We start from the raw sequence: 15661 nt of genomic DNA on the forward strand, positions 1-15661 counted from the left end.
GCTTGGCATAGCGTTGTCGCATGTCCGCTACTGATCACAGCCGCGCGGCGGGGGTCCTGCTGCTCTGCCGGGCCGAGCCCGGCCGCGTCCGGCCCTCCGCACAGCTCCTGAACGAACCGCTCCTCCTGGTCCCGGCCGGGGAGGGCTGGAGCGCGCTGATCCCCGGCAAGGACTCCTGGCGTACCGAAGGCACCGACCTCGCCACCGCCACCGCCGGCTGGGCGCACGCCCTGGCAGTCGCCGAGCAGTGGCCCGTCGTGGGCCTGTGGTGGGATGCGCACGGGGCGGGATTCGTGGTCGCCGCGGGCTTCCGGCGGACCGTGGGGTACACATGGCTCGCCGACGGCACCCCGCACGGCGAAGAGGCGGCCATGACCGCGCTGCGGGCCCGCACCGGACTCGACCCGGTGCTCGACGGGGCCGCGCTCGACGGTCTCACCCGGCCGGATACGGACGCCGACGCCGCGTCCCGGGTCCTCGGGCTGATCGCCGTCCTCTCCCGGACGGGCCTGAATCTCGTGCCCGGTCTCGCCCCGGGCGTCCCGGCCGACGGGCTGCGCGCCGCCGCGGGCGCACACCCCCTGGCCGAGGCGGTCGACTGGCCGGGCTGGCGCGAGGCGGTGCGGACGGGGCTGCTGGACGCGGAGAGCGGGCGGCTCGGCGCCTGGACGCGCGGGCCGCGCGCCCGCGCCCTCGGCGCCGCGGAGGTCGCGGCCGGGGCGTCGCTGGCCCTCTGGGGGCGGTGGAGCGGGCGGCGCGGCGTCGCCGCCGTGGGGGCGGTCGTCCTCGCGGACGGTGCGTTGACGCTCGCCTACGACTGGTGGCGCGGGCGCGCTTAGCCGTCGGCGGCCGGGCTGTCGCGTATGACGCGACGCGTCACTCGTCGTCCTCGTCGTCCAGCCGCGCCAGCCACGTCGCCAGGCGCTCCACCGGCACCTCGAAGTCCGGGTTCAGGTCGACGAAGGTCCGCAGCTGCTCGGCCACCCAGCCGAGCGAGACCTCCTCCTCGCCACGCCGGTTCTCCAGCTCCTCGATGCCGCGGTCGGTGAAGTACAACGTTCTCTCCGTTATGAGTCAGGTCAGGTCCGGTCAGGCCAGGAATCAAGAATAGGGCGGGCAGTCATACGGGACCGGGCCCCCACCGCTGCGAGGCGGTGGGGGCCCGGTCCCGTACAGGCGAGGACACCCGTCAGGCGTCGAACACCTCGTTGATCAGCGTCTGCTGCTCGGCCTGGTGACGCTTGGCCGAGCCGACCGCCGGGGACGAGGAGTGCGGACGGGAGATCCGCCGCAGCCGCTCGCGGGCCGGGACGTCGGCGCCGACGGCCAGGTCCAGGTGGTCGATCAGGTTCAGCGCGATGAACGGCCAGGCACCCTGGTTCGCCGGCTCCTCCTGCGCCCAGATGTACTTCTCGGCGTTCGGGAACTTGGCGATCTCGGCCTGGAGCTCCTCGCCCGGCAGCGGGTAGAGGCGCTCGATGCGGACGAGGGCCGTGTCCGTGGCGCCGCGCTTGGCGCGCTCGGCGGCCAGGTCGTAGTAGACCTTGCCGGAGCAGAAGACGACCTTGCGGACGTCCGCCGCGGCGACCGTGTCGTCACCGATGACCGGACGGAACTGGCCGCTGGTGAACTCCTCCGCCTTCGACGCCGCGGCCTTCAGACGCAGCATCGACTTCGGGGTGAAGACGATCAGCGGCTTGTGGTGCGGGTTGTGGACCTGCCAGCGCAGCAGGTGGAAGTAGTTCGACGGCAGCGTCGGCATGGCGACCGTCATGTTGTTCTGCGCGCACAGCTGCAGGAAGCGCTCGACGCGGGCCGAGGAGTGGTCCGGGCCCTGGCCCTCGTAGCCGTGCGGCAGCAGCAGCGTGACGCCGGAGGTCTGGTTCCACTTCTGCTCGGAGGAGGAGATGAACTCGTCGACGATGCTCTGGGCGCCGTTGACGAAGTCACCGAACTGGGCCTCCCACAGCACCAGCGCGTCCGGGCGGGCCAGCGAGTAGCCGTACTCGAAGCCCATCGCCGCGTACTCGCTGAGGAGCGAGTCGTAGACGTTGAAGCGGGCCTGGTCCTCGGACAGGTAGAGCAGCGGGGTGTAGTCCTCGCCGGTCTCGCGGTCGACGAGCACCGCGTGACGCTGGCCGAAGGTGCCGCGGCGGGAGTCCTGGCCGGCGAGCCGGACCGGGGTGCCCTCCATCAGCAGCGAACCGAAGGCGAGGGTCTCGCCCATGCCCCAGTCGATCGTGCCGTCCTCGATGCTGGCGGCGCGGCGCTGCAGCTGCGGCACCAGGCGCGGGTGCACCGTGACGTTCTCGGGCGTGGTGACCTGCGACTCGGCGATCCGCTTGAGGACCTCCTGGGAGATCGCGGTGTTCACCGCCGCCGGGAACCCGCCCAGCGGGGCCGGGACGGCGGCCGGAGCCGTGGCCGCGTCCGCGTCGCGGACCTCGACGAAGACCTTCTCCAGCTGGCCCTGGTAGTCCTGCAGGGCCTGCTCGGCCTCCTCCAGGGTGATGTCGCCCCGGCCGATCAGCGACTCGGTGTACAGCTTGCGCACCGAGCGCTTCTTGTCGATCAGGTCGTACATCAGCGGCTGGGTGAACGAGGGGTTGTCCGACTCGTTGTGCCCGCGGCGGCGGTAGCAGATCAGGTCGATGACGACGTCCTTGTTGAACGCCTGGCGGAACTCGAAGGCGAGCCGCGCGACGCGGACCACGGCCTCCGGGTCGTCACCGTTCACGTGGAAGATCGGCGCCTCGATCATCCGGGCGACGTCGGTGCAGTACATCGACGAGCGCGAGGACTCCGGCGGCGCGGTGAAGCCGACCTGGTTGTTGATGACGATGTGCACGGTGCCGCCGGTGCGGTAGCCGCGCAGCTGCGACATGTTCAGCGTCTCGGCGACGACGCCCTGGCCCGCGAAGGCCGCGTCGCCGTGCAGCTGGACCGGCAGGACGGTGAAGTCCGTGCCCGCCTTGCCGATGATGTCCTGCTTGGCGCGGGCGATGCCCTCGACGACCGGGTCGACCGTCTCCAGGTGGGAGGGGTTGGCGGCCAGCGAGACCTTGATCTGCTCGCCGTCCAGGCCGGTGAAGGTGCCCTCGGCGCCCAGGTGGTACTTCACGTCGCCGGAGCCGTGCATCGACTTCGGGTCGAGGTTGCCCTCGAACTCGCGGAAGATCTGGGCGTAGGACTTGCCGACGATGTTCGCGAGGACGTTGAGGCGGCCGCGGTGGGCCATGCCGATGACGACCTCGTCCAGACGCGCCTCGGCGGCGGCGTCCAGCACCGAGTCCAGCAGCGGGATGACGGACTCGCCGCCCTCCAGGGAGAAGCGCTTCTGGCCGACGTACTTCGTCTGCAGGAAGGTCTCGAAGGCCTCCGCGGCGTTCAGCCGGCGCAGGATGCGCAGCTGCTCCTCGCGCTCGGGCTTGGAGTGGCCGCGCTCGACGCGGTCCTGGATCCACTTGCGCTGCTTGGGGTCCTGGATGTGCATGAACTCGATGCCGGTGGTGCGGCAGTACGAGTCGCGCAGCACGCCGAGGATGTCGCGCAGCTTCATCATGGACTTGCCGGCGAAGCCGCCGACCGCGAACTCGCGCTCCAGGTCCCACAGGGTGAGGCCGTGCTCGGTGATGTCGAGGTCGGGGTGCTTGCGCTGGCGGTACTCCAGCGGGTCGGTGTCGGCCATGACGTGGCCGCGGACCCGGTAGGAGTGGATCAGCTCGAAGACGCGGGCGGCCTTGGTGACGTCGTCGTCGTGCGAGGCGTCGATGTCCTTGAGCCAGCGGACCGGCTCGTAGGGGATGCGCAGCGCCTCGAAGATCTCGTCGTAGAAGCCGTTCTCGCCGAGCAGCAGCTGGGCCAGGATCCGCAGGAACTCGCCGGAGGCGGCGCCCTGGATCACCCGGTGGTCGTACGTCGAGGTCAGGGTCATGACCTTGGAGATGCCCATGCGGTTCAGGGCGTCCTGAGAGGTGCCCTGGAACTCGGCGGGGTAGTCCATCGCGCCGACGCCGAGGATCAGGCCCTGGCCGGGCATCAGGCGCGGCACGGAGTGCACGGTGCCGATGCCGCCGGGGTTGGTCAGCGAGGCGGTGACGCCGGTGAAGTCGTCCATCGTCAGCTTGCCGACGCGGGCGCGGCGGACGATGTCCTCGTAGGCCTGCCAGAACTCGAAGAAGTTCAGCGTCTCGGCCTTCTTGATGGCCGCGACCACGAGCTGGCGGTCACCGTTCGGCTTGACCAGGTCGATCGCCAGGCCGAGGTTGACGTGCTCGGGCTTGACGAGGGTGGGCTTGCCGTCCTTCTCCGTGAAGGAGTAGTTCATCGACGGCATGAGCTTCAGCGCCTGCACCATGGCGTAGCCGATGAGGTGCGTGAAGGAGACCTTGCCGCCGCGGGCGCGCTTGAGGTGATTGTTGATCACGATGCGCTGGTCGAACAGCAGCTTCACCGGGACGGCGCGGACGGACGTGGCCGTCGGCAGCTCCAGGGAGGCGTTCATGTTCTTCGCGACCGCAGCGGCGGGACCACGCAGGGTGACCAGCTCGGGGCCCGCGGCCGGCTCGGCCGGCTTCGCGGCGGCCGCCGGCTTGGCGGGCGCGGCCTTGACCGCGGGCTTCGCCGGAGCGGGGGCCGCCGGGGCGGCCGCAGCGGCGGCGGGAGCGGCCGGAGCCGCCGGGGCGGCGGTGGCGGGCTGCGCGGCGGCGGCCGGAGCGGCCGGGGCCGGTGCGGCGGGCGCCGCGGGCGTGGTGGCGGCCGGGGCGGGGCCGCCCGCGGCTTCGATCACCTCCTGCGGCGGCGCTGCCGCCGCGGTGCCCGGCTTGTAGTCGGCGAAGAAGTCCCACCAGGCTCGGTCGACCGAGTTCGGGTCCTGGAGGTACTGCTGGTAGATCTCGTCGACGAGCCACTCATTGGGACCGAATACGTCTGCAGGGCTCTTGCCCTGCCCGTCTTGGTCGGTCGAGATGCTCGAGGTGTTGGGGGACTGTGGCGACACGGCGGCAACCGCCCTCTTCCGCTTCACAAGGTGATGGACAGCGGGAATAAAGGCTACGCCTGTCTGCACGGTTGATGCAGGCCACCCGGGCCAGCAGTCGCGCAAGTCACATTCGCTCCGGGGTTTCGGGGCATGACTTGGCGGGAAACACACGGGGTTCTGCTGGTCCCAGGGGTCTCAGGGTTCGCTCAAGCGCGCCCCACACTCCCTCGAATGTGTGCCTCCGTCACCGACCATACGTCAACATTGATCGCGGGGTACGCCCGGAAGAGTGACCTGAATGCGGCACCCCTGAGGGCTTTCGGCCACCCCGATGCTCCCGCCGTGCAGATCCACGGCCCAGCGGGCGATGGCCAGCCCCAGCCCCGTGCCGCCGTCCGTGCCCGGGCCCTGCTGCCCGGAGCCGCCCCGGTTGAACCGCTCGAAGACCCGGTGCCGCTCCGCCTCGGGGATGCCCGGCCCCTCGTCCAGCACCTCCAGGGCCAGCGACTGCGGCCCCTCGCCCCGGCGCGCCCGCACCGTGACCCGCCCGTGCGGGGGGCTGTGCTTGACCGCGTTGTCCACCAGGTTCGCCACCACCTGGTGCAGCCGCTCCGCGTCCGCGTGGGCCGTCAGCTCCGGCGGGGACACGTCCAGGTGCAGGTGCACGTCCTTGCGGGCGTGCGGAGAGGAGCCGGAGCCGTTGGCCATGCTCGCCTCCTTCAGGACGCCCGCCAGATACGGCCACACCTCGAAGCGCCGCGCATGCAGCGGTACGACCCCGTTGTCGAGCCGGGACAGATCCAGCAGCTGCTCCACCAGGCGGCCGAGCCGCTCGGTCTGGCGCAGCGCCGTCCGCATCGTCTCCGGATCCGCGGCCGACACTCCGTCCACCACGTTCTCCAGGACCGCCCGCAGGCCCGCGATCGGGGTCCGCAGCTCGTGCGAGACGTTGGCGACGAGCTCCTTGCGGTGGGTGTCCACCGCCTCCAGGTCGGCCGCCATGCGGTTGAAGGCGTTCGCCAGGTGCCCGAACTCGTCCCGCCGCCCGGCACCCACCCGGCGCGTGTAGTCACCCTGCGCCATCGCCCGGGTGACCTCGGTCATCTCGTCCAGCGGTGCGGTCAGGCCCTGCGCCACGAACTGCGTTATCAGCAGCGAGGCGATGATCGAGAAGACGGTGATCACCCGGAGCTCGGTCGCCGAGTGGATCGCGACGAAGACCAGGAAGGTCGTTATCACCACCGAGCCGATGACGAGGGCGCCCAGCGCCGCCTTCACCGACCGGTAGGGGTCCAGCGGGCGCAGCGCCTCCCAGACGCGGCCCCCCAGGCCCGCCGGCACCGCCGCGCCGCCCCTGCCGCGCTCGGCCTCGCGGGCCCGCCTGCCCTGGCCCGCGCCCCGTGCCACGCCCTGGCCGGTGCCGCCCCCGGGGCCGGCCGTGCCGCCGGTCATGCCGCCGGGGTCTCCAGTGCATAGCCGACGCCGTGCACCGTACGGATCCGCTCCGCGCCGATCTTCCGGCGGAGCGCCTTGATGTGGCTGTCGACCGTGCGGGTGCCCGAGGCGTCGGCCCAGTCCCACACCTCCGCGAGCAGCTGCTCGCGGGAGAGGACGGCGCGCGGGGTGTTCGCCAGGCAGACCAGCAGGTCGAACTCGGTCGGCGTCAGGTGCACGTCGGCGCCCCTGACCCGCACCCGGCGCTGGGCGTGGTCGATCTCCAGCTCGCCCAGGCGCAGGATGCCGCTGCGCGGGGTGTGCGCGGCGAGGGCCGCCCGCTCCACGCGCCGCAGCAGCACGTGCACCCGGGCCGCCAGCTCGCGCATCGAGAACGGCTTGGTCATGTAGTCGTCGGCGCCGACGCCGAGGCCGACCAGCATGTCCGTCTCGTCGTCACGCGCCGTGAGCATCAGGACGGGCACCGGTCTTTGCGCCTGCACCCGCCGGCACACCTCCAGGCCGTCGAAGCCCGGCAGCATCACGTCGAGCACGAGCAGGTCGGGCTGCCACGCCTCCGCGGTGTCGACGGCCGCCGGCCCGTCGCCCGCGGTGCGGACCTGGAAGCCCTCGGCCCGCAGCCGGGCCGCGATGGCGTCGACGATGGTCCGGTCGTCCTCGACCACCAGCACCCGGCGCTGCGCCCCGGCGGAGGCTGCGGCACCGTTCGGGCCGATGTGTGTCTGCTCCATGCGCGCCCCGCCCCTAGCGTCTTTCCGTCGCGTCGTTCTCTGCCGGCTCTTCAGCTGTGGCAAGCAGGGTACGGGCAGGTGGCGGGCGACGGCTACGCGGCACGTAGCGCGAGGTGCACTACGTCCGGTACGCCCCGGGCAACCGCGATCTCTTCGGTCCGTACCCCTTCGAAACCGGCATTCCGCAAGGCTCCTTCGAATTCGGCCGACGGCCGGGCCGACCATACGGCGAGCACACCGCCGGGCGTCAGGCGCTCGCGGCAGCCCGCCAGGCCGGCGGGGGAGTAGAGGCCGCCGTTGTCCTCCGTGACGGTCCAGCCGGGGCCGTTGTCGATGTCCAGGCACAGGGCGTCGTAGCGCACGGGGGCGGTGCTCAGGTGGTGCTGCAGGTCGTCCTCGGCGACCTCGGTGCGCGGATCGGCCAGCGCCCGCGCCGAGACGGCGCCCAGCGGGCCGGCCCGGTGCCAGTCGATCACCGCCCGCTCCCGTTCGACGACCGTGATCCGGCCCCACCGGGGCTCCTCGGCGGCCCGGGCGAGCGAGAAGCCGACGCCGAGCCCGCCGATGAGGACGGACGGCCCCGGGCGGTCCGCGGGGAGGGCGTCCAGCGCGGCGTCCACGAGCAGCCGCTCCGAGCGCCCGTCGGAGGTGTCCATCAGGAAGCAGCCGTTCGCGATGATCTCGTGGACAGCGCCGTCACCGGTGCCCCGGCGGCGCAGGACAACCTCGCCGTACGGGCCCTCGCGGCGGTCCAGGGTGACGGGCCCCTCGCCGGTGCCGTACGGGTCGCGCTGGAGGGTGGTCATCGGGTGGCCTCCGTGTCGGTCGGTACTCGGCGGACGCGGCAGGCGGGTGCGGGGTTGAGAGGCGTGACGGGAGTCACGGCCTGTGGTTGATTCGCCTGCCCTCGATGGACCTTAATGTCGGAGGGAGCCGGAGCGGGATCGCTTTTCGCTGCGCCGGGTGCCGTGACGGACCCCGCGAGGAAGGGGCTGGGCCGAGTGAGTGTGGTGGATCCCGGCGGCGAGCACCTGCGGCGCCGGCGGCGAGCTCCCCGGGCCCCCTCGCCCGGCCGGATCCTGCGGGCGCTGCCCACCCCCCTCGGCACGCCGTTCACGTTCTCCTACGGCCTGGTCCTGCTGGCCACCGCGCTCTACACGCACTACGGCGACGAGGCCACGGTCAACGCGCTCCTGCGCGAGTCCAGCACCGACGCCGCGCACCTGGCCGAACAGCCGCTCCTCGTCCTGCTGGCGAGCGCCCTGTGGATAGCCGGCGGCCTGTACTCGCTGCACGGGATCCTCTTCGTCCTCGTCGTCGCCGCGCTGGAGCGCCGGGTCGGCGGGGCCCGCGCCGCCGGCGTCTTCCTCCTCGGCCACGTGCTGGCCACCCTCGCCACCGAGCTGCCCGTGGCGGGCGCCGTGGCCGCGGGGCGGCTGCCCGAGGCCTCGCTGCACCGCCTCGACTACGGCATCAGCTTCGGCGTCATGGCCTGCACGGGCGCGCTCGCCGGGCTGCTGGGGCGGCGCGGGAAGCGGACGGTCCTGGGCCTGTCCTTCCTGATGTGCGCCCAGGACCTCGTGGAGTTCGCCGACCCCCTCGCCAGCTGGGGCCACCCCATAGCGCTGCTCACCGGCATGGCCTGCTGGGGCCTGCTGCGCGAGAAGGGGCCGGCGGGCGGGTCAGCTGCGGACGGTGCCGTCCCAGGCCCACTGCGTGCGCCGCGGGAGGCCGGGCAGGGCGGCCCGGCCGGTGCACCACAGCAGCGTCTTAGCGGGCGAGTGGCCGGCCGGGGCGTCCGGGAAGAGCCGCTCGACGGCGGGCGCGCAGAGCTCGTCGGGCAGGTTGTGGCCGCCGGGGAAGACGGGGGCGAGCCCGAGGCCGCGCGCGATGTCGTCCGTATGGAGTACGAGCTCCGTCACGCCCATGGCGGCGAAGCCGGGCGCGTCGGAACGGCCCCACGGGTGCCAGGCGCGATCCCCCTCCCGCGCGCCGCGGACGGTCGCGGCGAGCAGCGCCGCAGCGATGCGGATGCCCTCCAGGCGGGCCGGTAGCGGGGCCTCGGGGTCGAGCGAGGCGAACAGGGCGATGTAGCGGTCGGCGGGCCGGGCCGTGAGCAGGCCCGCGTAGCCGACGAGGCCGAGCGCGAGGTGGTCGAGCGTCGCGGCCGCGGACCACTCCAGGCCCGCCGCGGGCCGGGACCAGTCGTGGCCCGCGCCCGCCTCCAGGACCGCGGAGCAGTGGTCCGCGGCGTCGGTGACGAGCGCGGCCCAGGCGTCGGCGGTGCGGGGCGCGGCGGGGCCGCCGGCCGGGGCCGGGGAGGCCCCGCCGACCGGGGCGGCGGGAGCGGTCGCCGTGCGTCCGGCCGCGGTCATGCCCGGCCCCCCGCCCGGACGGACTCGATCAGGCGGGCGTAGCCGTCGCCGCCGTGGCCGGCCGCGACCGCCTGCTCGATGGAGGACTTCAGCAGCCGCGGCAGCGCCGGGTCGAGGCCGCGCGCGGCGCTCGCGTGGACGAAGTGCTCGATCGCGCCGAGGTGGACGTCGAGGGTGGCGTCGTCGCCCGGGTAGACGCCCGCGTCGACCTGGGGCGCGTAGGTGCTCATGAAGCCGTTCACCGCCGCCATCCAGCGGATCGCGACAGGGGTGAACGCCGCCGCCTCCACCTCGTCGGCGCCGGTCAGCGCCACGCCCTGCAGCCAGCCGCCGAGCGTCGCCCACATCATGCCGAGCAGGGCGGTGTCGTAGAGGGAGGCGGCTCCGGCGTCGTCCCCGAGGCCGACGGGGTCGCCCAGGCTCGCCAGGGTCTCCCGGTACTCGGCGAAGGCCTGCGAGGAGCCGCTGTAGAGCAGCATGACGGCCGGGCTGCCGATCCCCGGCGGCGTCGACATGATCGCCCCGTCGAGGTAGCCGATGCCGGCTCCCACGGCCCAGGAGGCGCTCTCGCGGGCCTGCTCCGGCGTGCCGGAGGTGAGGTTGACGAGCGTGCGGCCGCGCAGCTCGTCCGCCAGGGGGTCGAGGAGGCCGTGCACGGCGTCGTAGTCCGACAGGCAGGCGAGCACCAGCGGGCTCGCCCCGACGGCCTCCGCCGCCGTCGCCGCGCGGGCCGCGCCGCGTGCGACGAGGGCCTCGTCCTTGCCCGCCGAGCGGTTCCAGACGGTGGTCTCGTGGCCGGCTTCCAGGAGGGCGCCGGCCAGGGCCGTACCCATCGAACCCAGGCCGAGAACGGTCACCTTCATGGGTGGTTTCTCCCCGTGTGTCACAGAAGTTGATCAAGTGCGACCAGCCTCGCACCGGGCACGGGAGCCCCGACAGTGGCAGAAGTGACGCCCTGCGAAAAATTCCTGCCACGCCCTGCCTAGGCTGGTGATCATGAGCGCCGGAACCGTGGCCGTGGCCGTGATCGACGACGACGTCCCCATGTGGGACCTGTACGAGCTGGGGGTGGTCTGCACCGTCTTCGGCATCCCGCACCGCGACCTCGCCGACCCCTGGTACGACCTGCGCGTGTGCTCGGCGGGCGGGGGCGCGCCGCAGCCCGGCCCCTTCGGGCTCACGCTGCGCACCTCGCACGGCCTGGAGGGGCTGGAGGGCGCCGGCACGGTGATCGTGCCGTCGGTGCCCGAGGCGTGCATCGAGGGCGGGCGCGAACTGCCGGCCGACCTGCTGGAGGCCCTGCGCCGGGCCGCGGACTCCGGGGCCCGCATGGTCTCCCTGTGCGCCGGGGCCTTCGCCCTCGCGGCCGCCGGCGTCCTCGACGGGCGCCGCGCCACCGCCCACTGGATGCACGCCGAGGCCCTCGCGCGCCGCCACCCGCGCGTGCACGTGGACGACTCGGTCCTCTACGTCGACGACGGCGACGTCCTCACCAGCGCGGGCGTCACCGCGGGCCTCGACCTGTGCCTCCACCTCGTCCGCCGCGACCTCGGCGCCCACGTCGCCAACCAGCTCGCCCGCCGCCTGGTGGTGCCCGCGCACCGGCCAGGCGGGCAGGCGCAGTACGTGGACGTCTCCGTGCCCGAGGCCGGCGACGAGGGCATCGCCCCCGTCCTGCACTGGGCCCGCGAGCACCTCGACCGGCCCCTGTCCGTCGACGACCTCGCCGCCCGCGCCGGCATGAGCTCCCGCACCTTCTTCCGCCGCCTGCAGGCCGCCACCGGCACGACCCCGCTGCAGTGGCTCCTCGCCCAGCGCCTCGCCCGCGCGCAGTCGCTGCTGGAGTCGACGGCCCTGTCCGTAGAGCGCGTCAGCGAGGTGAGCGGCCTGGGCACGGCCGCCAACCTGCGCCGCCACTTCACCTTGCACTTCGGGGTGACCCCGACGGACTACCGGCGCTCGTTCCCGGGAGCGGCGGCAGCGGCCTGACCGGCCGTACGGCGCGTTCCCGGTTCCGGGTGGGACCGGCACCGCCGGACAGCGCCACTTCGGCTGCCCGCCGCGGCGGCGGGAGCAACAGGGATCTCGCCGCGCCCGCCTGATCGCTCAGAGCGAACGCCGAACAGGGCCGGGAACATCCGCGGAGCGCCACGCATTGAGTCGGCATAGCTCAACTTGCCTGCCTAAGGGGAGATCATGGCTTCGATGTCCGCACCGCTCACCCTGCCCGTGCTGCCCCTCGACGACGAGGTCGTCCTGCCCGGCATGGTGGTGCCCCTCGACCTGTCCGACACCGAGGTGCGGGCCGCCGTCGAGGCCGCCCAGGCCGCCGCGCGGGGCGGCGACAAGCCGCTCGTGCTGCTCGTACCGCGGGTCGACGGCACCTACGCGGGCGTCGGCACGCTCGGCAGCGTCGAGCAGGTGGGGCGGCTCTCCGGCAGCGGCGACCCCGGCGCGCTCATCCGCGGCGTCCGCCGGGTGCGCATCGGCGCGGGGACGACCGGCCCCGGGGCCGCGCTGTGGGTCGAGGGCACCGCGATGGAGGAGGTCGCCCCCGACCCCCTCCCGGGCGCCGTCGCCGAGCTCGTCAAGGAGTACAAGGCGCTCGCCACCAGCTGGCTGCGCAAGCGCGGCGCCTGGCAGGTCGTCGACCGCGTCCAGCAGATCGAGGACGTGGGCCAGCTCGCCGACAACTCCGGCTACTCGCCCTTCCTGACGGCTCAGCAGCGCGTCGAGCTCCTGGAGACCGCCGACCCGGTGGCCCGGCTCAGGCTCGCCGTCGGATGGCTGAGCGAGCACCTCGCCGAGCAGGACGTCGCCGAGTCCATCGCCAAGGACGTCCAGGAGGGCGTCGACAGGCAGCAGCGCGAGTTCCTGCTGCGCCGCCAGCTGGAGGCCGTCCGCAAGGAGCTCGCCGAGCTGAGCGGCGACCCGGAGAACGAGCCGGACGACTACCGCGCCCGCGTCGAGGCCGCCGGCCTGCCCGAGAAGGTGCGCGAAGCGGCCCTGAAGGAGGTCGGCAAACTGGAGCGGTCCTCCGACCAGAGCCCCGAGGGCGGCTGGATCCGCACCTGGCTGGACACCGTCCTGGAGATGCCCTGGAACGAGCGCAGCGAGGACGCGTACGACATCCCCGGCGCGAAGGCCGTCCTCGACGCCGACCACGCGGGCCTGGAGGACGTGAAGGAGCGGATCACCGAGTACCTGGCGGTGCGCAAGCGGCGCACCGACCGGGGGCTGGGCGTGGTCGGAGGGCGGCGCGGGGGCGCGGTGCTCGCGCTCGTCGGCCCGCCCGGCGTCGGAAAGACCTCGCTGGGCGAGAGCGTCGCCCGTGCCATGGGGCGGAAGTTCGTCCGCGTGGCGCTCGGCGGTGTCCGCGACGAGGCCGAGATCCGCGGTCACCGGCGCACGTACGTCGGCGCGCTGCCCGGCCGGATCGTGCGGGCGGTCAAGGAGGCCGGCTCGATGAACCCGGTCGTCCTGCTCGACGAGATCGACAAGGTCGGCTCGGACTTCCGCGGAGACCCGGCGGCGGCCCTCCTGGAGGTCCTGGACCCGGCGCAGAACCACACCTTCCGGGACCACTACCTGGAGGTCGAACTGGACCTGTCGGACGTCGTCTTCCTGGCGACGGCCAACGTCCTGGAGGCCATTCCCGAAGCGCTGCTGGACCGTATGGAGCTGGTCCGCCTCGACGGCTACACCGAGGACGAGAAGGTCGTCATCGCCCGCGACCACCTGCTGCGCCGCCAGCTGGAGCGCGCGGGCCTGGAGCCCGGTGAGGTCGTCCTGGAGGACGCCGCCCTGCGCAAGCTCGCCGGCGAGTACACCCGGGAGGCGGGCGTGCGGAACCTGGAGCGCGCCCTCGCCCGGCTGCTCCGCAAGGTCGCGGCCCGGCACGAACTGCGCGAGCAGGAGCTGCCGTTCACCATCGGCGAGGAGCAGCTGCGCCCGCTGATCGGGCGGCCGCACCACACCCCGGAGTCCGCGCAGGACCCGGCCGAGCGGCGCACGGCGGTGCCGGGCGTGGCGACGGGGCTCGCGGTCACGGGCGCGGGCGGCGACGTGCTGTTCGTTGAGGCCTCCCTGGCCGACCCGGAGACGGGCGGCGCGGGCCTGACCCTCACGGGCCAGCTGGGCGACGTGATGAAGGAGTCGGCGCAGATCGCGCTGTCCTTCCTGCGCTCGCACGGCGCGGAACTGGAGCTGCCGGTGGGCGACTTCAAGGAACGCGGCGTGCACCTGCACGTGCCGGCGGGCGCCGTCCCGAAGGACGGCCCGAGCGCGGGCGTCACCATGACGACGGCGCTCGCATCGCTGCTGTCGGGCCGCCGGGTGCGGCCGGAGGTGGCCATGACCGGCGAGGTGTCCCTCACGGGGCGGGTCCTGCCCATCGGCGGCGTCAAGCAGAAGCTGCTGGCGGCGCACCGCGCGGGCGTGACGACGGTGATCATCCCGAAGCGGAACGAGCCCGACCTGGACGATGTGCCGGGCGAGGTGCTGGCCGAGCTCGACGTCCATCCGGTCTCCGACGTCCGCCAGGTACTGGCACTCGCCCTGCAGCCGGCCGGGGCGGAGGTGGCGGTGGCGGCGTAACGGCCGCAACGGCGCGGGGCTCGTACCTCTTCATAAGAGGTACGAGCCCCGCGCCGTTTTCCGGTTCAGGTGTGGCTGATGGCCTTGTCCAGCAGGCCGTGCAGGGCGTCCTGCTCCTCCTGTGAGAGCCCGGCCAGCGGCGACTCCCGGGCGAGGAGCTCCATGAGCCGCTCCCGCAGGGCCGCGCCCTCGTCCGTCAGGACCAGCTGCTTGGCGCGGCGGTCCGTGGGGTGCGGGTGGCGCTCCAGGAGCCCGCGGCCCTCCAGCTTGTCGATCACGAAGGTCGCGTTGGAGGGCTCGCAGGCCATGCGGTCGGCGAGCTCGCGCATCGTCACCGGGCCGGTCAGCTCCCGCAGGGCCGTGGCCTGGGGTGCGGTGAGGTCCAGCATCGCCGCCCGGTCGCGCACGTGGTCCGCGATCCGGCGGGCGAGGCCGTTCACCAGGCCGCAGAGCCGGCGCTCGGCGATGGCGTGGGCTTCCGGGGTGGTCATGACCGCCATCGTAATCGGAGCCCACTTCATCAAGCCGATAATTTTTTAGCTTGAATCATTCAAGCAAGAAGCTTATTGTCGTCGATCAAGGAACCCCTGCACCACGAAGGACGGAACCCACCCATGACCGACGACGCCCGCCTCCACCGCCCGGCCGGCATCCGCTCCCTGCAGCTCGGCGACATCAAGGTCACGTACGTGCCGGACGGCGCCGGGCAGCTGGGCCCGCGCGGCTGGCTGCCGGACACCACCGACGAGGTGTGGGCGGAGCACCCCGCCTATCTCGACGCGACCGGCAACCTCGTGGCGAGCATGGGCGGCCTCCTCGTCGAGCACGGCGACCGGGCCCTGCTCATCGACGCCGGAGTCGGCCCCGTGCACCTCCCCGGCGAACCCGGCGCCGCCGTGGGGGAGATCAACGGCGGGGCCTTCCTCGACAACCTGGCCCGCCTCGGCCGCACCCCCGCCGGCATCGAGGCCGTGGCCGTCACCCACCTGCACGGCGACCACATCGGCTGGTCCGCGCAGCTCGCCGACGCCGGCGCCGTCCACCTCATGAGCGCACCCGAGTGGGAGCACCGCCCCCTCGCCGGGCAGCACGGCGTGTCCCCGGAGGTCCTCGCCGCCCTGGAGCCCAGCCTGCGCACGGTCGCCGACGGGGAGGAGATCTTCCCCGGCGTCCGCGTCATGCTCACCCCCGGCCACACCGCGGGCCACTCCGCCTACGTCATCACCGGCGGCGGCCGCCGCCTGATCGCCTTCGGCGACGCCCTGCACTCGCCGATCCAGATAACCCACCCCGAGTGGTCGGCCGTCGTCGACCACGACGCCCGGCAGGCCGCGGTCTTCCGCCGGCGCCTGGTGGAGGAGATGGCGGAGCCCGGGACGATCGGCTTCGGCATCCACTTCGCGGACGTGGTGTTCGGGCGGGTGCTGCGCGACGCTGCGGGGGTCACGACGTGGGAGCCCGTCGACGCGTAAGCACGTAAAGGCGCGCAAGCGCGCAAAGACACGTAAGCACGTGAAGGGGCC

General features: G+C 73.3%; 12 protein-coding genes. 5 read left to right on the forward strand and 7 right to left on the reverse strand.

Annotated elements, in window-relative coordinates:
• Positions 1 to 20 precede the first annotated feature (20 nt).
• Positions 21 to 839 (forward strand): hypothetical protein, encoded by an 819-nt coding sequence (locus FGW37_RS21960; protein WP_179082617.1) that lies wholly within the window; start codon positions 21 to 23, stop codon positions 837 to 839.
• Between the two features lie 37 nt (positions 840 to 876).
• Here the strand turns inward: FGW37_RS21960 and FGW37_RS21965 are convergent, their stop codons facing one another.
• The 5 genes from FGW37_RS21965 to FGW37_RS21985 form a co-directional block, all read right to left on the reverse strand.
• The gene (locus tag FGW37_RS21965) at positions 877 to 1056 is read right to left on the reverse strand and encodes a DUF6104 family protein (protein WP_126916014.1); all 180 of its coding nucleotides are present in this window, start codon (positions 1054 to 1056) and stop codon (positions 877 to 879) included.
• A gap of 133 nt (positions 1057 to 1189) precedes the next feature.
• Entirely contained in the window at positions 1190 to 4999 is a 3810-nt protein-coding gene (locus FGW37_RS21970; protein WP_179082618.1) for a multifunctional oxoglutarate decarboxylase/oxoglutarate dehydrogenase thiamine pyrophosphate-binding subunit/dihydrolipoyllysine-residue succinyltransferase subunit, read from the reverse strand.
• Positions 5000 to 5239: 240 nt separating this feature from the next.
• On the reverse strand, positions 5240 to 6433 hold the full coding sequence (locus tag FGW37_RS21975) for a HAMP domain-containing sensor histidine kinase (RefSeq protein ID WP_246430495.1): 1194 nt from the start codon (positions 6431 to 6433) through the stop codon (positions 5240 to 5242).
• Entirely contained in the window at positions 6430 to 7167 is a 738-nt protein-coding gene (locus FGW37_RS21980; RefSeq protein WP_030366311.1) for a response regulator transcription factor, read from the reverse strand. Before FGW37_RS21980 ends, FGW37_RS21975 begins: the two co-directional genes overlap by 4 nt.
• Before the next feature lie 92 nt (positions 7168 to 7259).
• Positions 7260 to 7973, reverse strand: a complete 714-nt coding sequence (locus tag FGW37_RS21985; RefSeq protein WP_179082619.1) for a spermidine synthase family protein — start codon at positions 7971 to 7973, stop codon at positions 7260 to 7262.
• 195 nt (positions 7974 to 8168) lie between these two features.
• Here FGW37_RS21985 and FGW37_RS34000 point away from each other — a divergent pair, with 195 nt between their 5' ends.
• A complete protein-coding gene (locus FGW37_RS34000; RefSeq protein ID WP_179082620.1) occupies positions 8169 to 9221 on the forward strand; it encodes a rhomboid-like protein in 1053 nt (350 codons plus the stop codon).
• A 317-nt stretch (positions 9222 to 9538) separates the two neighbouring features.
• Here FGW37_RS34000 and FGW37_RS21995 read toward each other — a convergent pair whose 3' ends face one another.
• A complete protein-coding gene (locus tag FGW37_RS21995; protein WP_179082621.1) occupies positions 9539 to 10405 on the reverse strand; it encodes an NAD(P)-dependent oxidoreductase in 867 nt (288 codons plus the stop codon).
• 148 nt (positions 10406 to 10553) lie between these two features.
• On the opposite strand from FGW37_RS21995, the gene FGW37_RS22000 reads away from it, so the two are divergent.
• Both FGW37_RS22000 and lon read left to right on the forward strand, forming a co-directional pair.
• Positions 10554 to 11531, forward strand: coding sequence for a GlxA family transcriptional regulator (locus tag FGW37_RS22000; RefSeq protein ID WP_425506658.1), 978 nt, complete (start codon positions 10554 to 10556; stop codon positions 11529 to 11531).
• A gap of 207 nt (positions 11532 to 11738) precedes the next feature.
• Complete coding sequence (gene lon, locus FGW37_RS22005; protein ID WP_179082623.1) at positions 11739 to 14138, forward strand: endopeptidase La; 2400 nt, start codon at positions 11739 to 11741, stop codon at positions 14136 to 14138.
• Positions 14139 to 14203: 65 nt separating this feature from the next.
• Here lon and FGW37_RS22010 read toward each other — a convergent pair whose 3' ends face one another.
• Positions 14204 to 14629 carry a MarR family winged helix-turn-helix transcriptional regulator gene (locus FGW37_RS22010; protein WP_179082624.1) on the reverse strand — a complete coding sequence of 142 codons (426 nt, stop codon included), beginning with the start codon at positions 14627 to 14629 and terminating at the stop codon, positions 14204 to 14206.
• 123 nt (positions 14630 to 14752) lie between these two features.
• Here FGW37_RS22010 and FGW37_RS22015 point away from each other — a divergent pair, with 123 nt between their 5' ends.
• Positions 14753 to 15610: an MBL fold metallo-hydrolase gene (locus FGW37_RS22015; RefSeq protein WP_179082625.1), complete on the forward strand. Its 858-nt coding sequence runs from the start codon at positions 14753 to 14755 to the stop codon at positions 15608 to 15610.
• Positions 15611 to 15661: the final 51 nt, after the last annotated feature.

The sequence above is a fragment of the Streptomyces rectiverticillatus genome, assembly GCF_013394065.1.
Classification (GTDB): Bacteria; Actinomycetota; Actinomycetes; order Streptomycetales; family Streptomycetaceae; genus Streptomyces; species Streptomyces rectiverticillatus.